This is a genomic window from Acinetobacter sp. HA (assembly GCF_000264725.1).
GTDB lineage: Bacteria > Pseudomonadota > Gammaproteobacteria > Pseudomonadales > Moraxellaceae > Acinetobacter > Acinetobacter schindleri.
Window position 1 is genome coordinate 25,095 of sequence record NZ_AJXD01000004.1, and the last position, 23,487, is coordinate 48,581.

A 23,487-nucleotide genomic window follows, 5' to 3' on the forward strand; every position below is an offset into this window, starting at 1 on the left:
GGCTTGCCTCCCCGTAGTTCTCTATCACCCAAGTTTTATAACTGCAGATGTCATAAACTATTTTTAATATTCTTATCTATTAGATTACATGGATTATTTGGACAACTCATGCCTGCTCGGATGAATGGCATCTCAGGAAAACGATCTCGAAACCTAAAAGCATATGACGCTCACAGTTTCAAAGCCGGATAATAAGCAAAGATCATTTTCTGTTGAATAACAAAATGACAGGCGAAAAAAAACCTCAAACATGGTTTGAGGTTTTTTCGAATATGGTGGCGAGACCCAGGATCGAACTGGGGACACACGGATTTTCAATCCGTTGCTCTACCTACTGAGCTATCACGCCGATGCGGTGTATTAAGCCGTATCTGCACACATTAGTCAATCGAAATTAGAAAAAAAATGATTGAATGTGTAAAATTTAACCCAAAAAAAATCCCTGATGGGATCAGGGATTGAAAACTTTAAATCGTTTTGAATATGGTGGCGAGACCCAGGATCGAACTGGGGACACACGGATTTTCAATCCGTTGCTCTACCTACTGAGCTATCACGCCGATGACGCGTATTAAACCGTTTCAGCCCAATGCCGTCAAGCATGAAAAGTATAATTTTTATTAATCGTCTACTTTTGCAGCAGATTTAATTATCACTTGCTTAATTTTTAATTAAAACGGCCTAAATTATTCATTTTCAGTCAAAAATTTGCATAAAAAAGCAGCCATAAGGCTGCCTTAATATAGGAAAAGTTTAAATTTTTTCAATATGCGCTAGACAACGATGAATCGCGCCACAGCCAGGTTCAAACACCTTCACACCTTTTTCTTCTTCCATTCGGCACGCTTCACTGACCAGCCTTTCTGCAACCCCACGTCCACGATTGGCCGGATGTACAACGACATACTCCAGCAGGCGGGTTTCGCCTTGACCCGTGCACCAGATCGCACCAATAATACGGGTATTAAATTCTGCAGTATAAAGTACGGTATACTGTTGCAGGTTTTGCTCTAGTTGTTCCATGGCATCGGCCCCATCACTAAACTCCGGGCTGGTGTCATACAGTCGCTCAAGCTGGCTGCGCACTTCATCATTTTCCAAAGAAGTATAGGCATGTACGGTTATAGGCATTGATAAACCCTCCTGAGCAATCTAATATGCGGTGACGTCGTCACGGCGAAAATATTTTCTACATCAATCATTTTGACGTATTTGAGGAACGTGTCTATGACAGATCGTATCAGTGAAGTGGTAAGAAATACCAACGAAACCAAAATTCGAGTTCGCTTGAATCTCGATGGGTCTGGTCAAGGCACTTTAAATACTGGTATTCCATTTTTAGATCATATGATTGATCAAATCAAGCGACATGGTCTGTTTGATATTGATATTCATTGTGACGGCGATCTGGAAATTGACGATCACCATACTGTAGAAGACTGTGGTATTACCCTGGGTCAAGCCTTTGCACAAGCATTGGGTGACAAGAAAGGTTTACGCCGTTATGGTCACTTCTATGCCCCGCTGGATGAGTCTTTGAGCCGTGTCGTGGTTGATCTGTCTGGCCGTCCGGGTCTGTTTATGGATATTCCATTTACCCGTGCCATGATTGGCCGTTTTGATGTAGACCTGTTCTCTGAATTCTTCCAGGGCTTTGTAAATCACTCGCTGATGACTTTACATATTGACAACCTAAAAGGTAAAAACAGTCACCATCAGATTGAAAGCGTATTTAAGGCGTTTGCCCGTGCATTGCGTATGGCATGTGAAGTTGATCCACGTGCTGCCAATACTGTTGCTTCAACCAAAGGTACCCTGTAATGACCCGTATTGCCCTTCTTGACTATGGCATGGGAAATCTTCACTCCGCTGCCAAAGCATTAGAACATGTCGGTGCTACAGTAGATGTGACCAATGATCCGAAGCTGATTGCTCAGGCAGATAAGATTGTTTTCCCGGGTGTAGGCGCAATGCGTGACTGTATGCACGGTATGCATCAAGCGCGTATTGATGATGTGGTACGTCATGCGGTGTTCAATAAACCGGTACTGGCAATTTGTGTCGGTATGCAGGCGCTGATGCAACGTTCTGAAGAAAATGGCGGTGTAGATGCACTGGGTATTTTTGAAGGCGAAGTGAAACGCTTCCCGGATGTGGAAGGTTTAAAAGTACCGCATATGGGCTGGAACCAGGTGCATCAGGCTGATCCAGGTCATCCAATGTGGAAAGACATTGAACAGGATGCTCGTTTCTATTTCGTACACAGCTTCTATGTAGAGCCAAAAGATCCAAGCATCGTGGCTGCGACATGTGACTATGGTTTAGAATTCTGTACGGCACTGCATAAAGAAAATCTGTTTGCGACCCAGTTCCACCCGGAAAAAAGCCATACCGCAGGTTTACAACTGCTGAAAAACTTCGTGGAATGGAATATCTAATCCTATCCATGCTTAAAAAACCCGCTTGAAGCGGGTTTTTTTATTGCTCAATATTTAATCTTTTACTTTTTAATAAATTACTATATCATTCATTTACTTATAAAAATCTTAATGATAAAAACAAGGAAATAACTATGAATAATTTAAATGATTCTGCTTTAAATGCAGGGGGACGTTTTGGGCGTCGTTCATATCTGGCCTGGAATATGCTGATGGGCTTTTGTTTGATGCTTGTCGGTATTTTAGCTGCTGTTATTCTACCAGGCGCAAATCCATTTCTGAGTCCAGATGGCTCCTTGCCTATGCTATCACTGGTAGTCATGGGATTAATTTATATTGCAGCAATTTATTTCAGTATCATCTTTTTAATTCGTCGCCTGCATGACCGAAACCATAGCGGCTGGCTGTCTTTGCTGATGCTGGTACCTATCGCCAATATTTTATTTGCCTTATATGCCCTGTTTGCTCCGGGTAACCGTGACAGCAACCAGTTTGGCCACCCCCGTACCACACGTGGCTGGGAAAATGTACTGGCGATTCTTTATATTCTGCTGATTGTTTTGGGGATTGCAGCGGCCATGGCGGTTCCGTCTTATCAGGACTATGTCAATCGTGCAAAACAGGCAAATTTGCAACAGCAATAAGTTTAATCCAGTCAACTCAATTCAAAAGCCAGATCTAAAAATAAGTCTGGCTTTTCATCTTGATTTAAAAAAATTCCTTAAAAGCGCTTTAGACTGAATTTAAAAAGTCTTAAGCTGCATCTTCATACACGGACCCACACAGACTCGTCATGGATGCCCTTCATTCTCCAATTTTACCCACCAAAGAAGAGATCGCCACACTTCCAAGATTTCAAAATATCTCCTTTGAAAAAATTATTGTGATTCAGAATCTTCAACAGGCAGAAGTAATATGTGAAGAACTTGAACAGGTACAAGTCTTTGGCTTTGATTCAGAATCCGAGCCCATATTTAAAGCCGGTGAACAGTCTACAGGACCGCATTTGATTCAGTTAGCTACCCGAGAAAGGGCGTATTTATTTCAAATGAATACGGAACTATGGCATTTTTTACAGCCGATATTTGCCAATCCCCATCAGATGAAAGCTGGCTTTGGCTTAAAAAATGACAAGCATCTGTTTCGTAAAAAAGGCGTTGAACTGAATGGGGTACTGGAACTCTCCAAATGCTTTGGCAGTTTTGGGTTCAAACAGGCTGTTGGGGTCAGAAATGCGATGGCACTCCTGTTCCAGGTCAATTTCCCAAAGTCCAAAAAGATCAGTACCTCTAACTGGGCAGCACGGAAACTCAGCCAGGCTCAAATTGAATACGCGGCTGCGGATGCTTATGCCTGTATTTTAATTCTAGAAGAACTTTGGCAACAGAAACTCCTAAGCCGTGAATTGAAACTTTCCTAAAGAAAATAATCATTGCTTCTGGATGTTCCTTAACACTGTTACTTGAGAAATTAAGCGCCGATAGATTGTAAGATTATGTAAACCATATGACGCACCAAAATTTAGCAAATGAATAATCACTTTTTCTAAAAACCTGAGTAAATTACTCAACTTTTTTACTATTCTTTTAATCGAACATTAAGCTAAACAATAAAAATGCACAAAAATAACACCACTCATCTTTTAGAAGCACCAAAACAACCAATATAATTCATTGTTTTTAATTACATTTTTTCACAAAATATAAAATTAATATCAATCCTTTGATAAACATGAATTTTACATAAAATTTTCCTGACTTATGATCAAAATTATGGTTCTAGGCTCTATAAATTTGGCAGATTTTTGCTAAAACATGATGTGCATAACAATTCTTTATCGTTAAGTGGTTCAAATTTCTAGAGGGTAAAAATCATGGCAAGTTTATTGGGCGGCGGTAAGTTCAATGGGGTATTCACACTGGCAGTGCAAGGTATTAGCAAAGCCGTAGGCTTCCTGACTAAGGCGGTTATTACCTTAGTTGATGAAGTGGTTGAAACAGTCAGTACCCTGACGGCACCTTTGACGGACGCACTGACACAATTACCTGTAGTTGGCGATACGCTAAAAACTGTCCTGGATACCAGTACAGGACTGTTAGCAGATGTGAGTCAAGGCGTGCATGCAGTATCAGACCAGCTATTACAGGGAGATTTATCTGGTGGTATAGACATACTGCTAAATGGAACTACAGACCTGGTCGGTCAAACTTTAGATGGCGTCTCTGATATCTTGGATAGCGTTTTAGATACTACGGCGCCGCTGACTGCCCCACTGCTTTCTTTGCCAGTCATCGGTGATGTGGTTGTATCAGTCGGGCAGACTACTTCTAACCTGAGTGGACTGATTTCAGAAACGGGTGATTATGTTGCTGGCATCCAACCACTAGATCTGGTGAATGATGTATTCAGTAATCCGGTAGCGAGTGTGGGCGGTGTCCTGCAAGATGTCTCAGGCACTGTCGATGCACTGCTGGATGACCTTGCCCCGATTACTGATACGGCAGCAGATCTGCCAGTTATCGGCAGTATCGTCACAACTGTAGGCGCCACAGCAGGTGCAGTCAATGACGGTCTTTATGACCTGGGTACTCAGCTTGGTAAAGTAGGTCCACTGGATCTGGAACTTCAACTCGCATATGTTTAATTGAATTTCATCCATGCTGAATGATCAGCCTGATCAGATATAAAAATAACAATGAGCTGTACTCACTCACTCCAACCTGTCCATGACAGGTTTTTTTCATATGCGAGATTCAGTATTTAGATTTAGAAATCCGCCGTTTATTTGTTAAGATGGCAGCCATTCAAATTCAATCGACGATTAGGCCAGGAGCGAAAGCATGCTGATCATCCCTGCAATTGACCTGAAAGATGGCAAATGTGTCCGTTTAAAACAAGGTCGTATGGAAGACGATACTGTATTTTCTGATGATCCAGTGGCTACTGCGCAGCATTGGGTAAATGTAGGTGCGCGTCGTCTCCATCTGGTTGATCTGAACGGTGCTTTTGCAGGTACCCCGATTCATAAGCCAGTCGTAGAAGCGATTGCTAAAGCACAACCAAACTTACCGATTCAAATCGGTGGTGGTATCCGTTCACTGGAAACCATTGAGCATTACCTAGATGCAGGCGTATCTTATGTGATCATTGGTACAAAAGCAGTGAAAGAGCCTGAGTTTGTTGAAGAAGCATGTAAACGGTTCGCTGGTCATATCATTGTTGGGATTGATGCCATGAATGGCATGGTCGCAACGGATGGTTGGGCCAATGTGACTGACGTGAAAGCGACTGATCTGGCTAAACGTTTCGCCGATGCAGGCGTGTCCAGTATTGTCTATACCGACATCGCACGTGACGGCATGATGCAGGGTGTAAACATTGAGCAAACTGTGAACCTGGCAACTTACTCAGGTCTTCCAGTGATTGCGTCTGGTGGTGTCACTAATATCGATGATGTTCACGGCTTAAAAGGCCAACCAGGCATTCTTGGCGCAATTACTGGTCGTGCGATCTATGAAGGCACTTTAAATCTTCGTGAAGCACAAGCAGTTTTAGACGCTTAATCTGAAAGATTGATGTTGCTGTAAAAGAGGTCTTCGGGCCTCTTTTTGTTTTTACCTGAATACTGATCTCCCATGTCTACCTTATCCTCTGAATCCTCAATACGGAAAGCGAAGCTCCCTCAGCTTTCTCTGATTTTAATTACCATCATTTGGGGTACAACCTTTGTGGTGGTGAAATACGGACTGACCTTTGCCAGTCCCGTGCTGTTTGTGGCCTTGCGCTTTATGGCTGCTGCTATTGCCGTGACACTCATTTCCTGGAAATATCTCAAAGGCATGACCGCTTTCGAAGTTTTTGCTGGTGCGGTCATCGGATTGCTCATTGCACTGGGCTATGGCACGCAAACAGTTGGACTACAAACGATTAGCAGTAGTGAATCGGCTTTTTTAACCGCACTATATGTGCCTCTTGTGCCTATTTTGCTATGGTTGCTGTTTCGTAAAAAACCACATGTCATGACATGGATTGGGGCAGCCCTCGCCTTTTTAGGTCTGGTCTTCTTAACAGGAAATGGCTTTGGTGCGATTCAACTGAGTTTTGGACAGCTACTGACGATTTTGGGTTCGATTGCAATTGCACTTGAAATCATCTTTATCAGTTACTTTGCACCGAAGGTAAATACGCGCCACGTGACCGTGTTACAGCTGATTTTCGCATCACTGTTCTGCTTTATTATGGCAGCAATACTCGGCGAACCTCAGCTACCGGAGTTCCATCCTCACCTTGCCATCATTTTAGTTGGCCTCGGTATAGCCAGCGCAGTGATTCAACTGGTCATGAACTGGGCACAAGAAATGGTTGATCCTTCTCAGGCTGCCATTATCTATGCAGGTGAGCCGATCTGGGCCAGTCTGTTTGGCCGACTCGCTGGAGAACGTTTACCTGCTCTGGCTTTATTGGGCGGATTAATGGTGGTACTGGGTGTAATTGCCAGTGAATGGAAACCGAAGTTTTTAAGAACAGAAAAAAGGGAAGAGTTGAAGGAAAATCTTTCTTAATTTTTCCCTCCCCTAACCCTTTATGAATCTCCCTAAATCCCCCTTTAAAAAGGGGGATTTTTTATATCTATATTGAATTTTAAAAAGATACCATTTTGCCCGGATTGACCAAAGCATCTAAACCATAAGCCATTTTCGCCATTGGAATCACCACTGGTGCAAGTGCTCGACCAAATAGAATATCTTGATGCTGGATACTGGTTAACATATTAAAGTCATCGGCTTTGCCACAGAAGTCATCTGCAATCGCTTTGCCAATACGCACAGTTCGTGCCACGCCATGACCACTCCAACCTTGTACTGCATAGATTGGAAATTTATCACCAAACTTGCGGCTGTCGGCTGCGCCATTCATGGTCAGATCAGTTGTACCACTCCAGACAAAATCAAGTTCGACCTGTTTTAACTACGGGAAGACATGCTGAATAGTGCCTACCTGATTCGGATATTCTGCTGCCAAAAATCATAGAGCTATAAAAAAAGAGCAGCGATATGCTGCTCTTTCCATCTCAATATTTGATTTATCGATACATCGGCAGATTATCATTCAAACGCATAATCCCGCGAATTGCACGATACACAATCCAGATCCAGGCCAAGCCAATCACAATCAGGCAGAAAGTGGTTGCACCGAATGCTACACCTGCGAACAGATCCGGATCTTCACCGGTAAAGAACAGGAACAAAAATGGAATAAAGGCGACAATATTCCAGATCAGATACCACCAGAAGGTGCGGATCTGCCAGGTAAAATGGCTCTCGAAAATTGTGCCGCGAACCGAACTGCGTTTCACATAGTTAATTACCAGCGCAATGACAGCAAGCAGGCCACCGGTAAAGATCGCCACAATATAAAGAATATATAGAATAAGAGTCAGTGTGCGGTTAGGGTCCTTGTCAATCGAATAGTTCATACCCTCTCCTTTTTATCAATTTCCCTTAAATATTTAAGCCGTTTAAAGGGGAAATAAGCCATAGAATCAAAATGATGTTAAAGGCTATGGTACAAAAATAAATCTGACGGAATGGTTGTTTTTGTGTTTTATGTCTCAGTTTTTGTTGGGCCAGCCAAGCTGCCGGCCAACCTCCAAGAAAAGCCACCAGATGTAGCGCATTTTCAGGAATACGGCGATTACCGAGTTGGGCTGCTTCCTTGTCTTGCACATAAAGCCAGTAACTCAGCACATTCATGAGGCTGATCAACAACACTATCATCCCACTTAACAGGCCACTGAAACTGAATACCACAAGCGCCAGAATATATCCCACACAGAGGATTTGCATCGGCTGCAAATTTTCTTTTTTATTATTTATGCTAGTTTTCTGTTTAGCCGTCAACGCCTTGATTTGGGCAGCTTTGAGATAAGTCACCTGCTGAGCACGATAACGGCCCTGATTATCCACAATCACGGCATAATCTAAGGCACAACCCACAATCGGGCGCGGACCAAGGCGCGCAAAGTCCTTAATGTGCAGAAACACACGTTCCTTGCCGGCATCATTTGGCTGAATAAAACCATAGCCTTTTTCATCAAACCATTCCACCAAACGCCCTTGATCACGCATATTGTTGTTCCTGTTGGTTAAGCGGTGACAAACTTAAGTCGTTCGATCAACATATTACGCATTTCTTCCGGATTCTTTTGCAGGATATCGTTTCCGGTACGGCCTTGAGCCGCATTTTTCTGTGCCACTTGTAAACGCATCATCCAGAAACGACCGGCTGCCATCGCCAGGTAAAGCTGCAGACAGGCTTTTTCATCCTCAGTCAAAGGACGGATACTTTCATAAGCCTTTAAAAAAGCAACTGCACGTTCTTCATTCAAGGTCACTGCAGGATAATCTGTGCAGAAGTCATTTAAGGTAATAGCAATATCAAACAGCAGCTCATCTTTATTCAATTCATAAAAATCCAGAATGCCATTGAGCTGATCCCCCTCAAACAGGGTATTGTCACGGAACAGATCTGAGTGAATAAAGCCACGTGGGCGATCAGTATAAACGGCTGTCAATGCTTCATACAGGCCGAGCAACTTACCTAACAGGACTTTATCAGCAGCATTCAGGGTTGGCTTGATTTCCTGCGCCACGGCATACCAGTAGGCATGATCACGCACGAATTCGCGTTCCAGTTTAAAATCTTTTAGCGCTACATGCATTTTTGCCTGCGCAATGGCAATGGCTTCGGCCTGAGCCTTAGTCGCTGACATAGGATGTTCGCCCAGCATCCGTGGCGCGATCTGGGCTGGCTTTCCTTTAATGCTATGAATGGTCTTGCCTGAATGCGATAATGGGACAGGCACAGCCACCCCTACCTGTCCCAGATGCTCAAGTACGGGAACCAGTTCACCAGCAGCCTGTTCATCCATGTCCTCGAACACAGTCAATACATATTGCTGGTCTTCACAGACCAGAAAGTAGTTGGTGTTCTGGATACCTCCTTGAATGGGAATCAGATCAATCGGCTTGAGACCATAAGGCGCTGCAAAATCCTGAACTTCCTTTAAAGTCAAAGTGGTATAAACCGACATAGAAAACCTGCGAAAAACTTACATATTTTTGCTAGAATACCGTTTCCATCTGCCAAGGTGTAGCGCTTGCGTGGGTGAGTTTCATAATCGGCTGTAATAATTGGAAAAATTTATGCTAGCTAAACGTATTATTCCTTGCCTCGACGTTGATAATGGTCGTGTGGTCAAGGGTGTTCAGTTCCTTGATATTCGTGATGCGGGCGACCCGGTCGAAGTGGCGCGTCGCTATAATGAACAAGGTGCCGATGAAATTACTTTCCTTGATATTACCGCTACACATCATGGACGTGACACGACTTATCGTACTGTAGAGCGTATGGCCGAATCTGTATTCGTACCGTTAACTGTAGGTGGTGGTGTCCGTAAAGTTGAAGATATCCGTTTACTGTTAAATGCTGGCGCGGATAAAGTCAGCATTAACTCAGCAGCTATTTATAATCCTGAATTCGTCCAGGAGGCTTCTCAGCGTTTTGGTGCACAATGTATCGTAGTGGCTATTGATGCCAAGAAAACCGGCGAGAATAAATGGGAAATCTTTACTCACGGTGGCCGCAAGGAAACGGGTATTGATGCGATTGAATGGGCCGTGAAAATGGCGGACTACGGCGCCGGTGAACTGTTAGTGACCTCAATGGATGCTGATGGTACCAAAGCGGGCTATGACCTGGCACTCATGCGTACCATTAATGACCGCGTTAACATTCCAACAATTGCTTCTGGTGGTGTCGGCAACCTGCAACATCTGGCGGACGGGATTTTAAAAGGGGGCGCAGATGCTGTACTTGCAGCCTCAATCTTCCACTTCGGCCAGCATACCATTCCAGAAGCAAAAGCCTATCTGGCAGCGCAAGGCATTGAAATGCGTCTTTAAAAATTTTTAGAGACAAGATCTGAAAAAGGCATGTTAATCATGCCTTTTTTATTACTTGAAAATTTAAGCACATGAATTAGGGACAAAAAAAAGGAGTCTTGCGACTCCCTATAAAACCAAGAATAGACTACAGCGCTTGGTGTCAACATAACCAGTAAAATCTAACCATAACTCAAGTATTCATAACAGCCTGTCAGCGTTAGGCTATATCGCTGACAGGTGTAAATATAGGTCAAAAAACACCCCGAATATTGACAATTTAAGCAGGATTTATTGACAAATCACGACAAAAATAGCGTGCAAATGCATTTTATTTCCTTGTCTAAAACTTCTAAGTTTCTTTTAAGGGTTTAAAGCTCTATTTTTTCTCAACCCATTTGGCTGGAAAGATCTGCTGAATACTGCTGCTCAGGGCTTGAGAAACCGGTTTGGGTAGATAGATGCCGAGTGGATTTTGTTCCTGTAATTCAGGCGATGAAATCACCCGTGTCCCCATGACGTAGTCGAACCATGGCCGGGTCACACACCAGTTGGCATCCTGATTACTATTCATATGATGGTCATAATGCCAGGGAATTTTTCGCTTGGCCCATTCTGGTTCCAGATGTGCCCGACGATGCACATAATAATAATTGCAGGCACTATAAAGCACTGCGAGCGACATTCCTTTTGAAACCGGATAAAAGGTCAGACCAAATACACTGGCAACAACAACCAGAGATCCAATTTCATTACGGGTACGCCAGTTCTGCCAGCCTTCTACATAGCCATGATCAGAGAATGCCGTCTTACGCACTTCCCGATGATGCTCCCAGTGTGAACGCATGCTCTGCGGTACTGGACTGTAGCGAGCCTGCCCTTTGCGAGGTATACCATGCAGAATATATTTATGCGCAAACCATTCAAAACCATTGGCAATTACCAGTCCTGCCAGAAAACCTTTTAGCATCGTCTGTCCCTCCTTTTTATTTACTATAGGTGAGCTAAAAGGCTAGATATTGACCACAAAATTCAATATGATTGACAAAACACGACAAAAAAGAATTAAAAAATGCACAGCATACAGGACGATGCAGGCACGGTTTATGGAGGTCTGGGACATTTGTTGCTGGAGTTCTATCTATCCAAACAACTCCCCATTCCAGAAAAACTACTCGCTATACAGGACGTTGAACGCTTTGAATTTGTCATCTGGCGTGAGTTGCTCATGCAATTACAGCAAAAGTTGCAGACTCCTGCCTTAGGCCTGGAAATTGCTAATTTCGTACAACCCCGACATCTGGGCATTATTGCCTATCTGGCCCTGTCCTGTGAAACCTTGGGCGAAGCCATGATGCGCTATCATGACTATCATCGTCTGGTCTATGACGGCAGTCCTTTAGAAGTCCGTGTCGAAAATGACTACCTGTCAATTGCCTGGGTCGATGTGCCTCTAAATCTGGCGACTCAATTGACTGATGAAGTCGCCATGGCATTGATGCTGAAATTTGTACGTTCGCTGATGGCTACCGATGATATTCACTTACATGAAGTCCATTTCCGCCAGCCGACCAACAAGTATCTCAATCTGTATGAACAGTACTTCCGTTGCAAGGTTCGTTTTGATCAGCCAAAGAGTGTGATTTTTATGCATGTTTCTGAACTGGCAAAACCATTACGTCAAGGTGACCAGACGCTACAGAAGCTGTTAAAACAACAGGCAGAAGCCTTATTGGAAAAACTGCCGAATACTTCACAGATAGATCATCGGATTCAGCAGGCGATCCTGACCGGACTGCAAAAAAACATGTTTCAGATTGAGCATATTGCCCGTCAGTTACACTGGTCGGTTCGGCAGTTACAGCGTCATTTGCAAAAACAGGGCAAGACCTATCAGCAGCGAATGCAGGAAATCCGTTTTATGCTAGCCCAGCAATATTTGACCGATGAAAATCTAAGCCTGCACGAGATTTCCCTGTTATTGGGTTATTCAGAACAAAGTGCCTTCCAGCGTGCCTTTAAGCAGTGGACCCGTCAGACGCCGCAACAGTGGCGCTCAGACTATCTGAAAAACAAAACACAGGAGAAATTTTTAGATTACCCAATATCAAATTTAGATTTTTGAGTAAAAATAATAAAGATAATTCAAGAGAAATAAACTTTTAAACCTGAATAAAAAAAGCTCATAGTAATCCTGAGCTTTTTCTGTTTCACATGGAAGAGTCATGAAATTTTAAAAAATGACCCATTATAAAAATGGATTATCAATTTCCTGAGCGTCATCACGCTGGATCTTGTCAGGCAGATCCGGGGTATTTTCCAGTTGCTGTACCACATCATTGAGTAGCGCCTGCAAGGCCTTGGCTGCTTTCAGTCCGGCCTGATCCTTGGTTAACTGCAAGTTTCCATAAAGGCTGACACAGTCCACATCATTTTCAATGGTCAGGTCATGAATCGCATGTGATTCGGTGCCGTTTTCATAAGGTTTAAACATTTTTTCTGTCGCTTCCTTGTTGTTTTTTAATTGTACCGGACCGATTTATGCTACCTGAATCCTGTCTGGCACAACAGAATTATTTCAAAAGCTGTAAAATGAACTGTAGCACTGCTTCCAGCAATTGCTTGATCAATGCACCTTGCGGATCATTATTGTCTGCTGCGTCACTAGTGGAGCCCTCAGATGTTGAAGTATTCCCGCTCACAGACGTACGACCTCCACCAGAACGTTTGAATTCCTCTTGTAATGCTTCCAGGTCACTCTTGGATACATCTTCGGCGCACTGGCTTTCTGCATCCCAGTTTGCATAGGTGATAGGCTTATTGGCCTTCACCTCGCTGGCTTTCAAAGGCAGCTTATAGGTATTACGTTTCTGTTCTTCAGTCAGTTGCGGGAAGATGTTGATATTAACCAGTTCCTCCAAGGCACAGACGCTGATGATCTGGACTTTTGGTGCCGGATTTTTCAGGTTGTTATCCACATAATACACCCCGGCTGCACCAGTTTTCGGCATATATACCGCTTTATAGGTCGCATTCGGTACGATTACGCCTTTGCCAATCGTCTCCAGCTTTTTCGCGCTATAAACCGGTCCCGTAACCACATAGACATCCTGTTTCTGTTTAGTCACCACCGCACGGGTGGCTTCTTCCAGTTCACGCCACGCCTGCTGATTGTTCTTCGGGGCTTGCGGTACCATGTTGGCTAAGGAGAAACTGTCAAACTGTGCCTGCTTGGTTGGCATATCAGCATTTGGCGCCATATGGCCACGGTCATAGCCAGTACCACGGTAATCTGCCAGAGTTGCACGATGCGCCGAACTGACACGTTCTTCCTCATGGAAGCTGTCTTCACGCGGAATCTTTTGACTCAGGCGAGATGGCGTCAATATTTCTGCCACCCATAATGGTGTTTTGGAGACACCAGAATACATGACATTAAAGCCGTTAAAGCACAGTGCATAGCTGTTCTTTTTTAAGCTATCCTTCATTAAGTAAGGTGGCACATCCCGGTAAAACTGATCCAGACAGGCAGAATTTGATGGTGAAGACAGCGATACCCACTGGCTGATTTTTTCTTGACCAAAGGCAATCGCAAAACTACCCGATGCCACTACACCCAGAATAATTTTTACAGTATTTTCGTTAAGGAACTGAAAGACAGGATTTTTTTTGGTACGTTGCTTCTTGGCCATGATTACAGCTACTTTAGAACATCTACAGCGGTGTTGCCGAGCTTAACAAGCCCTTTAAGCCGTGTATATCGTGACTTTTCCAATCGATTAACAAATAAGCAATATGTAAATAAACATCCATTAAGTATGTAACAGCCTGTCGGTTTTTTACGAATACTTGAACTAGATTTCAACCCATTTATGTAGCTTTCCTTGCTGCCCACTCTTTAATTATGCAATTGTAAGAAACTCTAATTCCTCGAAGAAATATACGAAGGAGCATTGTGATGTTATCGCTGAAGAAAAACTCCCATACTTGCAAAACTCATTATTCAAAATTACTGGCTCTAGGTGTATTTACCAGTGTAATGAGCCTCAGTGCATTGGCTGAACCACGGGTACAGCCGGGCGAAACATTAGAAAGCCTGTCCAAGGCACGAATTAGCACCACTGTAAACGGTCAGAATGCTTCTCTGGAAAATCTGGTCAATTCTGGTCAGATTCGTTTAGTGCAGCCGAGTCAGGCACCTGCTATGCAAAGTAATCCGTCGTCTGGCATGCAATCTGGTCAGCCGGGCATGTCTCAGGCTCCGGGTATGATGCGCCATTCTCAAGATCCTGCCATGATGCGACAAGGTGCAACTCCAGGCATGCAGCAACCCAACGATCCTCGTACTCTGCCTGAGATGCAGCAAGATTCCCCAATGACACCAGCAGGCTCTACTGCTCCAGGTGTAACTACTCCATAACAAGTCTGAAACAGATATTAAAAAACCAGAGCTAAACTCTGGTTTTTTTCATTTTAAATATTGTTGCTAGATTTCGATCTGGCTACCAAGTTCCACCACCCGGTTAGTTGGAATCTGATAGAAATCACTCACCGGACTGGTATTACGTTGCATTGAAATAAACAGTTTTTCACGCCATGGTGACATGCCTTCTCCGATTGCATGAATTACCCGGTCACGAGAGATAAAGAAACTGATCTGCATCAGATCATAATCAAAGCCCCATTCCGTGTAGGCTTGCTTGACCGCCCGTGGAATATCAGGCTGATCCTTGAAACCAAAATAGGCATAAATCCGGTAAAAATGCTCATTCAGCTTTTCAACTTCTACCCGATCTTCCTCTCCCACAAAGGGAATATCCCGGGTAATCACCGTAACCATGATATTACGTTGATGCAGTACCTTGTTATGCTTGATGTTATGCAGCATGGCATGTGGTACGACATCCGGAGTTCCGGTCAGGAAAATGGCATCACCCGGCACAAACTGAGTCCCGCCACCGGTAGAAACACTCTTGATAAATAGCTCAATTGGCAAGGTATTTTGCTGCATACGTTTGAGTAACAGTTCGCGGCCATCTTTCCAGGTCATGAGTATCGTAAACAGTACGGCACCCAGCATGATTGGCACCCAGCCACCGGAATAGATTTTCAGTGAAGTGGATGCGACAAAAATCAGATCGAGCGCCAGAAAAGGAGCCGCGAATAATACTACTTTCCAGATTGGCCAGCGCCAGAAACCATAAGCTAAAATGGAGATCAAGATCGTGCCACAGAGCATGGTCATGGTTACTGCCACCCCATAGGCGCTGGCAAGTCTCGCACTGTTCTCAAATAACAAAATCAGAATCACGACCGAAATAAACAGCATCCAGTTAATAAATGGCAGATAAATCTGGCCACGTTCTTCAGCTGAAGTGTGTTTCACGCTCAAACGTGGTAAATAACGTAGCTGAATTGCCTGATTGACCATCGAGAATACCCCGGTAATCACGGCTTGTGAGGCAATGACCGCAGCAGCCGTTGCCAGACCAATCATTGGATACAGGCTCCATTCCGGCAGCAGCATATAGAATGGATTAGCCAAAGCTTCTGGACTACGTAGCAGAAGCGCACCCTGCCCTGCATAATTGAGTAACAGACATGGCAAGACAATAATGAACCAGGCCAGACGAATTGGCAGGCGACCAAAATGTCCCATATCTGCATAAATCGCTTCACCTCCGGTCATGGTCAGAATCACTGCGCCCATGGTCAGGAAAGCCACATAGGGTTGATCCACCACAAAATGATAAGCCCAATAAGGGTTGATCATATGCAGGACCATCGGTGTCTGGATGATACTCCATAGACCAAAGCCACCAATCGACAGGAACCACAGTAAAGTCAGTGGACCAAAAAATTTACCCATGGTCCCGGTGCCATGACGTTGTACCAAAAACAGGCCGGCAATGATGCCGATGGATAAAGGCTCCAGCCATTTATTAAACACCGGCGTAGCAATACTCAATCCTTCAATGGCAGAGAGTACAGAAATCGCAGGTGTGATAATCCCGTCACCAAAGAACAATGAAGCACCAATAAAGCCTAAAGCAATCAGGTAAATCTTTTTCTTATCCGAGATTAGTGTGGTTCGCAGGTTGAGGGCCAGCAGTGACATGATGCCGCCCTCACCATTGTTGTCAGCACGCATGATGATAGTGACGTATTTAAAACTCACCGTCAGCATGATGCACCAGAAGATCAGGGAGAGAATGCCCAGTACCGAGGCTTCGCTGATGGCAAGATGCGAGGTCAGGAAACATTGGCGCAGTGCATAAAGAGGACTGGTACCAATATCACCAAAAACGACCCCAAGCGCAGCCAGCGTAATGACTGGTAAAGCTGCTTTTTGTGCAGTACTTTGCATATATTGTCTTCGTTTTAGAAAGCATTTTTGCGAATCATAGCACTGCCTCTAAACTTTTTCTGCAAATCAATTGTTTCAAGCTTGGCAGACTGGTTTTTTTTCTATATCATCCACCGCCATGGTGAGGTGTCCGAGTGGCTGAAGGAGCACGCCTGGAAAGTGTGTATACGTTTATAGCGTATCGAGGGTTCGAATCCCTCTCTCACCGCCATATTTTACGGAACTGCAATCTTTAGCAGTAAATAAAGGCTTAAATCTAAAGGGTTTAAGCCTTTTTTGTTGTCTATAATTAAATATCATGCTGCAATTTCACTATTGGCTATTCCTTAACGCCTTCATTTTTTAGCTTCTATAAAAGAAAAATATTTAATCAGATTCTTTAATTTTTATGGCTTAATAAAGGAAAATTCATTAAGTACTTCGGCTAGATTCCATTTTTAGAAGTTACGGTAATTTTAATTTTATGAATCACTATCAAGCTTGTAATATTCTGCCAATTGTTTGAAAAGTGATCTAATATAAAATGTGTAATCAGAAGCTTGCTGTAGTTTCTTTTCCAATTTAATACCTCCTTCCTTATGATGGAGGTATTTTTTTATTTAAAAAAATCAGTTCTTATACAGTGGTGAATTCTCTTATACTCTTATTATTCAGCCCCGGATAACAACTAGAAAAGACGATGAAAAAACTAACCTTTACCACCCTGCTCGTTATGTTTGTTATTGCTGGTTGCCAAAAGCAGCCTGAGCAGGCAGAAGCCGCAATGTCGACAGATAAAAACTCTGTAGATGTCATTCAGTTTGAACAGGCGGATCAGAAAATCAGTGGTTTTCTGGACCAGTTAGATAACCCGGCTACGCCTATGGAACTTCGCAAGAAAATCATATGCGAAGATTATCCTGAGGTGTATTTCAAAGAATATGTACCTGCCTTTATAAAAATTGCGCCAGAAAACACAAAAGAACAGTTAGCACAGGATCTGAAGCTGGCACTGGATTTTTATAAGAAGAAGGACAATGTCGTTTGCTAATGCTTGCCTTTTGATTAATGAACAAATGAATTGCCCTCTTTTCCCTATATATACTTCATGAAAGTTATACAAAAAATTCAGTTACTGAATTCTAACTTGGCATAAAAATAGCTTAATTTTATTGTCATCATCGCTATGTTATGTTGCTCTTAGCGGGCACATAAAAGGAGAACAAAAACCAGTAGATCTAACCAACCACGCCATTGATCTTGATTCAAACTAAAAGCTAAAAGATAGACACACTGCTATTCGGGAGCGAACATGAATAACAGCGCAAACTATGCCAAACAGATCAAAAATGCTAAACGTGGCGGTTACACTCCGACCATTGCCAAAGACGTCAACAAACACAAGATTCAAAAAGCCCTCAGACTCATCGAACAGTGGAGAAGCCTCGCTCAAGAACTCAAACCTCAAATGCAGTTTGATATGGCCTTTACCTTGGAGGAATGTGCTCAGGATCTGGACCGTATCCTAAAAAGCCGATAAACCTAGTTTTTATTCATCTCTGAAACCAGTTTAAATTTTCCACCCTCGCCCACACTTTCGCATGTGGGCGATTTTCATGAAGCCAGCTGATGTATTTCAAGTTTTGCAGCTTTTCGTATCATGCAGAATTCAATCAAACTTAAAATTTCACCAAAGCATTTAAACGGTTATTTTTTGGCTTGCATCACCCCAAAAAATCTGTAGAATGCACACCACAACGCCGGCATAGCTCAGTTGGTAGAGCAACTGACTTGTAATCAGTAGGTCCACAGTTCGAATCCGTGTGCCGGCACCATTTTCTTAGCCTCGCTTTTTTAGTGAGGCTTTGATGTTTCTGGAGTCTGCATTTTCTTCGGGCTTGATCTTTTCAGGCACTGTTCTAGTGCTTTGCTTTCGCGCTGATCTGCACATACCGCACCACACCTTCTTCAAAAAGCTTTCGGCATATTTTTGCGGTCATCTGAATTTTAAATTCATCTAGTCTGGACGTCTTCACAGACTGAACCATTTTTTTTGAATTTAAATCCTGCTGTACATACCTGGCAAAACCGGCAAATACTGATTCTGACAGATCTTCAACCTGAACATCTGTGAATTCAAACTGATCCAGACATTCATATAGCGTACCGAGCGGCATCAAATCACTTAAATTGACATCTGCTGATTTCAGCAAAAGCTGGTATTTACGCTTTTGAAATGAATTTAAAGTTTTCCAGCGCTCAGACAAAACTAGATGATGAAAACCGATTCGCGCTTTTGAATTCAAAACTGGGACTATCTGTTCCAGCAAGCTTGGTACGCTATTGTGATAAGCCGCATCCAGACACAGCACAGCGTCAAATTTATGTGGGAAATGGATATCTTTTAGTCGAAGAAAAGAAGCATGATAAATTGCATTCAGTTCAGGTAAATGCTGCTGAATCTTGGTAACACAAGTTTTCTGTAGCTCTACGCCTGCTAGGTATTGCACCTGATAGTGCTGCTGCCAATGCAGCAAACTGGCACCCTGGCCGCAGCCAAGATCCAGTAATTTATCTTTTGAATTTAAATGAATAGTTGCAGCCAGATGATCAGCCAAAGCCTGACAAGCAGCAACATAGTCTTGCTGCCCTATCTGCCAGTAACCAAGATTGCTCCAGGGCAATAGCGAAGTATCTCCAAGCAATGCTGCATTGATAGCATATTTATGCTCGGGTAGACGCTGCCGAAAGGCCTGGAACAGTTTCATGCTTAATAACCGAGTTGTGGTGCAACCTCAATATTCGGTTTTAATCCCTCGAATGGCAATGGTGCACCAAAGATTTCTGCAATCTTCATCGCTGAAGTAACTGCAGATTCCAGAATTGGCAAGCCATCACATGACCATGAACCACAATAGAATACCTTACGGCCCTGATCCAGATGACGTTGCTGTAATTCCTTGTTCAAGGCTACAGTATGCGCATCAACCACTGCGCGGGTCAGTGTCACAGAAGAAATAACTTTCTTCGGATCGATATCAGTCACCGGGCGCCAGGTCTGGAATACCGGAGATTTACCTACCAATGTCGGTTCAACCGCATTGAGCCATACCGTAAACTGCTGACGGGTAAACTTGCGGTCCATCATATAGCTTAGTACTGCCCAGTCTTTACGTTTCGGCGGCATCACGCTGGTATCGGTATGGATTACCAATTGCCCCTGCTCAAACTGGAATTTTTTCAATAATTCTATATCTGTTGCAAACTGGTCTTTATCAAGAAATTCCTCGATCTTGTTGGTGGGTGTAGCAACGATGACACGGTCAAATAACTTGGAATAACCCGCCGCATTTTCTACACGGACCTGATCACCCTGCTGTTGTACCAGCGTGGTTGCTGCACCACTGACAATGTCGATGCCTTCAATCAGTTTATCCACCAAGGCTGGTGTACCACCCTGCATACGCAATAATGCATCGCCATCTGTCAGCTGACGTAGGAAAATCAATAAGGGCTTGGCTGGCCATTCACCAATGGTTTTTGGGTTACAGGTACAGATGGTATACAGTACCGGCATCACCGCACCATGCCAGAATACTTCTTCAATATCATTGCGATTAATAAATTCTGCCAGGCTGATATCCTGATTTTTAGATTTAAAGAATTTGTTCAACGCTGTTTTTAGTTGTAATAAACCTTTAACCAGACGCCAGCCATACTGCTGAAGACCTTTACGGTTATTGATAATCGGAAAGTTACCAATCCGGCTACGCGAAGTCGTCAGCCAGGTTTCAGTCCGGTCCTCAAATAACCAGCTGCATGCCATATAAGTGCGTACCGGATAGGTCTTGATCCCCAGATGAGTCGCAAGACTTAGCGTATTTTTCCACAAGTACGGATTCATCACACGCAAAGGAGCATCTACCAGCCCACCTTCAAACTCGAGGCTGTGACTGTCCATGCCGCGCCCTTGCAGCGCTTCAAAAATAGTGATGTGATGTCCTGCATCCTGAAGAATTCTGGCTGTAGCCAGTCCGGCCATGCCACTACCAATTACTGCGATATCCAAACTGATCATCCGTCATTGAGAAACTTTTAGAAATTATGTACCAAGCCTGCCGTAATTAGGCTATTAAAATCTTCCAGATTGCGTTTTTTTCAGATGGACTAAAGCGCTTGAAAATTCATAATTTTTTACATTTTTAATATAAAAAGTTAACACTGTTTAAATTTATGCTTTTATTGATATTTTTTGTATTTTTAAAAAAATTATCCTTTAAAAACAATACATTTAAATTAACCAATTTTTTAACTTTCGTTTTACAAAAGATACAAGAAGCGCTATAATTTTCTGCATAATAAAATGATAACTCCATCGCCCTCCACAGTGTTGAAGTTATTTAAAAAATCTTATAATCAGAAGAACTTACAGCGCATAACTATTTAAGAGCCTCTGCACTGCAGAGGCTTCTTTCTTTCTGGACTGACATTTTTATTCAGTAGCTACCGGAATTTCTCCAAATTTACCCTGATTAAAATCCTGGAAGGCTTGGACAATTTCTTCCTTGGTATTCATCACAAAAGGACCATAACCTTGAATGGGTTCCTTCAAGGGTTCACCAGTCAAGACTACGAATTTGCTGTCTTGATAAGCCTGAATCTGGATTATAGGATCGCTATCCTGAGCAAATATCACAATAGAACTGTCCAGAACTTTCGGGCCAGCATTCACTACCAGCTCTCCACTCAATAGCACCAGCAAAGCATTATGACCGGCAGGTATCTGCAGCATCGTTTCATAATCTGCTTTGAGTTCACCATCCCAGACATTGACCGGACTAAAGGTATGCGCCGGACCATGATGCCCATCAAATTCACCAGCGATGACCCGGATATGTCCCTCACCTTCATCCATTTCAATCCGGGGAATATCAGTTGCAGTCAGTGCCTGATAACGCGGTGTAGTCATTTTGTCTTTGGCAGGTAAATTCACCCACAGCTGGACCATTTCAAACAGACCACCATTCCGGGCAAAGTCTGGAGAATGGAATTCTTCATGCACTACGCCTGCACCTGCAGTCATCCACTGTACATCACCTGCCTGAATCGTACCGCCACCACCGCCAGAATCCTTATGTGTTACTCCACCCTGATAGGCGATCGTCACGGTTTCAAAACCACGGTGTGGATGTGAACCGACACCGTGCTGCACCGTAGTCGGATCAAAATGATACGGCGCTGCATAATCCAGCAACAAAAACGGACTGATGACCTGACCAAGACGGTCATAAGAAAACAGATTTTTGACCGGAAATCCATCACCGACCCAATGCATGTGCTGATTACGGTAAACACCTATGACTTTTTTCATCTTTTTACTCCTATCTGAATAGGATGAACATGCAGTCATTGTATGCGTTGCGGATAACTATCGATACTAGGCCAATGAAATGCAGTATCCCGAATATAAGACAATACTGGTGTCAGTACTGGTACCCTACAACTGGTTTATACCTTATGTAAAAGCCAGCGTCTGGTGATGGAAAAACTGATTGAGCATCTGGTTGAAAGCTTGCTTGCCGCAGCCGAAAGTCATCAAGACTATATGATTTAATTGTCCTTTCATTTTCAAATGACCATAAAAAAAATCCAGCGCTGAAGGCTGGATTTTTTAGATTTGATAAAGATTTATTGAATTAGATTTTACCTACCAGGTCAATTGAAGGAGCTAGGGTTGCTTCGCCTTCTTTCCATTTTTGCAGGACATACTTCACCTGGGTGAGCATGTACGTACTGAGCTGCTTTAACTTTACGAAGCAGTTCCTGCGCGTCACGACCGATACCACCTGCGTTGATTTCAATGATCTGGATTTTACCATCCGGATCGATCACGAAAGTACCGCGGTCAGCCAAACCTTCAGCTTCGATCAGCACTTCAAAGTTTTTCGCCAGAGTCCAGGTTGGATCGCCAATCATTGGATACTGGATTTTACCAATCACGTCAGACGTGTCATGCCAAGCTTTATGGGTAAAGTGCGTATCCGTAGATACACCATAGATTTCTACACCCAGTTTCTGGAATTCGGCATATTGATCGGCAAGATCGCCTAATTCTGTTGGACAAACAAAAGTGAAGTCAGCAGGATAGAAGAATACAACAGACCATTTGCCTTTCATGTCTTGCTCAGATACTTCAATAAATTGACCATTGTGGTAAGCAGTTGCATTAAATGGCTTAACTTCAGTATTGATTAAACTCATGTGATTTTTCCTATCAGTTCGCGGGAATTCATTCGATGAACTAAGAATACGCAAAAACTAATAATAGATAAAACCGTAACTTTTTATAAAAACTATCGGTTTTTTAGATTTATAAATTCTATTAATTTTTTACTTATTATCTTTTATTCCAATTTAACTCCTGACCTCTACCGAGAGAAATGCTGTAAAGAATCCCAAACTGACTGCGCCAAAGCAGATGCATGTTTTTGCGGAGAATCCTTGACTCGACCTGCCAGCCAGGCACGGCAATAGCTTTCTGTCGCGCCAATTACTAAAGAGGTCAGTAAAGCAGGTGGTACAGCTTGCAGACAAGCGGCATCTGACTGCTGGGCCAGCCATTTCTTTAAATCCTGATTGCGCTGGCTGGTACGCTGTTCCAGATCCTGACGCAGTTCTGAGGTATGTACCACATGATGGGCCGCATAGAGAAAACGGGCAAAGTCTGGATAACTGATGACCCAATCAATATAACTTCGGA

The 23,487-nt window shown here is 43.3% G+C and carries 23 protein-coding genes, 4 tRNA genes and 3 pseudogenes; 14 read left to right on the top strand and 16 right to left on the bottom strand.

All coding sequences use genetic code 11. The features are described from left to right. Positions 1 to 273: 273 nt before the first annotated feature. The 3 genes from HADU_RS01075 to HADU_RS01085 form a co-directional block, all read right to left on the bottom strand. Positions 274 to 349 (bottom strand) — tRNA-Phe (locus HADU_RS01075). 135 nt (positions 350 to 484) lie between these two features. Next, a tRNA-Phe gene (locus HADU_RS01080) sits at positions 485 to 560 on the bottom strand. Positions 561 to 753: 193 nt separating this feature from the next. Next, positions 754 to 1,131 carry a GNAT family N-acetyltransferase gene (locus tag HADU_RS01085; protein WP_004813635.1) on the bottom strand — a complete coding sequence of 126 codons (378 nt, stop codon included), beginning with the start codon at positions 1,129 to 1,131 and terminating at the stop codon, positions 754 to 756. A 96-nt stretch (positions 1,132 to 1,227) separates the two neighbouring features. Between HADU_RS01085 and hisB the strand changes: the two genes are divergently transcribed. From hisB to HADU_RS01120, 7 genes are all read left to right on the top strand, one after another. Continuing rightward, positions 1,228 to 1,821, top strand: coding sequence for an imidazoleglycerol-phosphate dehydratase HisB (hisB, locus tag HADU_RS01090; RefSeq protein WP_004813636.1), 594 nt, complete (start codon positions 1,228 to 1,230; stop codon positions 1,819 to 1,821). Further along, positions 1,821 to 2,438: an imidazole glycerol phosphate synthase subunit HisH gene (gene hisH / locus HADU_RS01095; RefSeq protein ID WP_008302492.1), complete on the top strand. Its 618-nt coding sequence runs from the start codon at positions 1,821 to 1,823 to the stop codon at positions 2,436 to 2,438. Before hisB ends, hisH begins: the two co-directional genes overlap by 1 nt. Positions 2,439 to 2,572: 134 nt before the next feature. Then, on the top strand, positions 2,573 to 3,082 hold the full coding sequence (locus HADU_RS01100; protein WP_008302493.1) for a DUF805 domain-containing protein: 510 nt from the start codon (positions 2,573 to 2,575) through the stop codon (positions 3,080 to 3,082). A 149-nt stretch (positions 3,083 to 3,231) separates the two neighbouring features. Further along, positions 3,232 to 3,858, top strand: a complete 627-nt coding sequence (locus HADU_RS01105; protein WP_008302494.1) for a 3'-5' exonuclease — start codon at positions 3,232 to 3,234, stop codon at positions 3,856 to 3,858. Between the two features lie 453 nt (positions 3,859 to 4,311). Then, on the top strand, positions 4,312 to 5,082 hold the full coding sequence (locus HADU_RS01110; protein WP_008302495.1) for a hypothetical protein: 771 nt from the start codon (positions 4,312 to 4,314) through the stop codon (positions 5,080 to 5,082). 196 nt (positions 5,083 to 5,278) lie between these two features. Next, positions 5,279 to 6,001 carry a 1-(5-phosphoribosyl)-5-[(5-phosphoribosylamino)methylideneamino]imidazole-4-carboxamide isomerase gene (gene hisA, locus HADU_RS01115; RefSeq protein WP_008302496.1) on the top strand — a complete coding sequence of 241 codons (723 nt, stop codon included), beginning with the start codon at positions 5,279 to 5,281 and terminating at the stop codon, positions 5,999 to 6,001. A gap of 72 nt (positions 6,002 to 6,073) precedes the next feature. Beyond that, positions 6,074 to 7,000: a DMT family transporter gene (locus HADU_RS01120; protein WP_008302497.1), complete on the top strand. Its 927-nt coding sequence runs from the start codon at positions 6,074 to 6,076 to the stop codon at positions 6,998 to 7,000. A 79-nt stretch (positions 7,001 to 7,079) separates the two neighbouring features. On the opposite strand, the pseudogene HADU_RS01125 reads toward HADU_RS01120, so the two are convergent. From HADU_RS01125 to HADU_RS01140, 4 genes and pseudogenes are all read right to left on the bottom strand, one after another. Beyond that, positions 7,080 to 7,406, bottom strand: a pseudogene (locus HADU_RS01125) (FAD-dependent oxidoreductase); the annotation flags it as partial. 115 nt (positions 7,407 to 7,521) lie between these two features. Next, positions 7,522 to 7,914 carry a DUF4870 family protein gene (locus tag HADU_RS01130; RefSeq protein WP_008302500.1) on the bottom strand — a complete coding sequence of 131 codons (393 nt, stop codon included), beginning with the start codon at positions 7,912 to 7,914 and terminating at the stop codon, positions 7,522 to 7,524. 25 nt (positions 7,915 to 7,939) lie between these two features. Continuing rightward, positions 7,940 to 8,566, bottom strand: a complete 627-nt coding sequence (locus HADU_RS01135) for a DUF1294 domain-containing protein (RefSeq protein ID WP_008302501.1) — start codon at positions 8,564 to 8,566, stop codon at positions 7,940 to 7,942. A 17-nt stretch (positions 8,567 to 8,583) separates the two neighbouring features. After that, on the bottom strand, positions 8,584 to 9,531 hold the full coding sequence (locus tag HADU_RS01140) for a homoserine kinase (protein ID WP_005220661.1): 948 nt from the start codon (positions 9,529 to 9,531) through the stop codon (positions 8,584 to 8,586). 112 nt (positions 9,532 to 9,643) lie between these two features. On the opposite strand from HADU_RS01140, the gene hisF reads away from it, so the two are divergent. Beyond that, positions 9,644 to 10,402: an imidazole glycerol phosphate synthase subunit HisF gene (hisF, locus tag HADU_RS01145; RefSeq protein ID WP_004813648.1), complete on the top strand. Its 759-nt coding sequence runs from the start codon at positions 9,644 to 9,646 to the stop codon at positions 10,400 to 10,402. Positions 10,403 to 10,760: 358 nt separating this feature from the next. Here hisF and HADU_RS01150 read toward each other — a convergent pair whose 3' ends face one another. Continuing rightward, positions 10,761 to 11,351 carry a sterol desaturase family protein gene (locus HADU_RS01150; protein WP_008302507.1) on the bottom strand — a complete coding sequence of 197 codons (591 nt, stop codon included), beginning with the start codon at positions 11,349 to 11,351 and terminating at the stop codon, positions 10,761 to 10,763. Positions 11,352 to 11,453: 102 nt separating this feature from the next. On the opposite strand from HADU_RS01150, the gene HADU_RS01155 reads away from it, so the two are divergent. Beyond that, positions 11,454 to 12,506: an AraC family transcriptional regulator gene (locus tag HADU_RS01155; protein ID WP_005220654.1), complete on the top strand. Its 1,053-nt coding sequence runs from the start codon at positions 11,454 to 11,456 to the stop codon at positions 12,504 to 12,506. A 123-nt stretch (positions 12,507 to 12,629) separates the two neighbouring features. Here the strand turns inward: HADU_RS01155 and HADU_RS01160 are convergent, their stop codons facing one another. Further along, positions 12,630 to 12,875, bottom strand: a complete 246-nt coding sequence (locus tag HADU_RS01160) for a hypothetical protein (RefSeq protein ID WP_004813651.1) — start codon at positions 12,873 to 12,875, stop codon at positions 12,630 to 12,632. A gap of 79 nt (positions 12,876 to 12,954) precedes the next feature. Beyond that, positions 12,955 to 14,073 (bottom strand): DNA/RNA non-specific endonuclease, encoded by a 1,119-nt coding sequence (locus HADU_RS01165; RefSeq protein WP_008302509.1) that lies wholly within the window; start codon positions 14,071 to 14,073, stop codon positions 12,955 to 12,957. A gap of 266 nt (positions 14,074 to 14,339) precedes the next feature. Between HADU_RS01165 and HADU_RS01170 the strand changes: the two genes are divergently transcribed. Beyond that, positions 14,340 to 14,801 (top strand): hypothetical protein, encoded by a 462-nt coding sequence (locus HADU_RS01170; protein ID WP_004813654.1) that lies wholly within the window; start codon positions 14,340 to 14,342, stop codon positions 14,799 to 14,801. 66 nt (positions 14,802 to 14,867) lie between these two features. On the opposite strand, the gene HADU_RS01175 is transcribed toward HADU_RS01170, so the two are convergent. Then, positions 14,868 to 16,748 (bottom strand): potassium transporter Kup, encoded by a 1,881-nt coding sequence (locus HADU_RS01175; RefSeq protein WP_004813656.1) that lies wholly within the window; start codon positions 16,746 to 16,748, stop codon positions 14,868 to 14,870. 120 nt (positions 16,749 to 16,868) lie between these two features. Between HADU_RS01175 and HADU_RS01180 the strand changes: the two genes are divergently transcribed. The 4 genes from HADU_RS01180 (at position 16,869) to HADU_RS01195 (ending at position 18,562) form a co-directional block, all read left to right on the top strand. Continuing rightward, positions 16,869 to 16,959 (top strand) — tRNA-Ser (locus tag HADU_RS01180). A 468-nt stretch (positions 16,960 to 17,427) separates the two neighbouring features. Beyond that, complete coding sequence (locus tag HADU_RS01185; RefSeq protein WP_004813657.1) at positions 17,428 to 17,778, top strand: hypothetical protein; 351 nt, start codon at positions 17,428 to 17,430, stop codon at positions 17,776 to 17,778. Positions 17,779 to 18,039: 261 nt separating this feature from the next. Continuing rightward, on the top strand, positions 18,040 to 18,267 hold the full coding sequence (locus tag HADU_RS01190; protein ID WP_004813658.1) for a hypothetical protein: 228 nt from the start codon (positions 18,040 to 18,042) through the stop codon (positions 18,265 to 18,267). A gap of 219 nt (positions 18,268 to 18,486) precedes the next feature. Then, a tRNA-Thr gene (locus tag HADU_RS01195) sits at positions 18,487 to 18,562 on the top strand. Positions 18,563 to 18,646: 84 nt separating this feature from the next. Here HADU_RS01195 and HADU_RS01200 read toward each other — a convergent pair. From HADU_RS01200 to HADU_RS01220, 5 genes and pseudogenes are all read right to left on the bottom strand, one after another. Further along, positions 18,647 to 19,495 (bottom strand): SAM-dependent methyltransferase, encoded by an 849-nt coding sequence (locus HADU_RS01200; RefSeq protein ID WP_004813659.1) that lies wholly within the window; start codon positions 19,493 to 19,495, stop codon positions 18,647 to 18,649. A 2-nt stretch (positions 19,496 to 19,497) separates the two neighbouring features. Continuing rightward, a complete protein-coding gene (locus HADU_RS01205) occupies positions 19,498 to 20,805 on the bottom strand; it encodes an FAD-dependent oxidoreductase (protein WP_008302512.1) in 1,308 nt (435 codons plus the stop codon). Between the two features lie 414 nt (positions 20,806 to 21,219). Then, on the bottom strand, positions 21,220 to 22,098 hold the full coding sequence (locus HADU_RS01210; RefSeq protein ID WP_008302514.1) for a pirin family protein: 879 nt from the start codon (positions 22,096 to 22,098) through the stop codon (positions 21,220 to 21,222). Positions 22,099 to 22,423: 325 nt separating this feature from the next. Next, positions 22,424 to 22,988 (bottom strand): annotated as a pseudogene (gene ahpC / locus HADU_RS01215) (alkyl hydroperoxide reductase subunit C). 167 nt (positions 22,989 to 23,155) lie between these two features. Next, a pseudogene (locus HADU_RS01220) lies at positions 23,156 to 23,487 on the bottom strand (TetR/AcrR family transcriptional regulator); the annotation flags it as partial.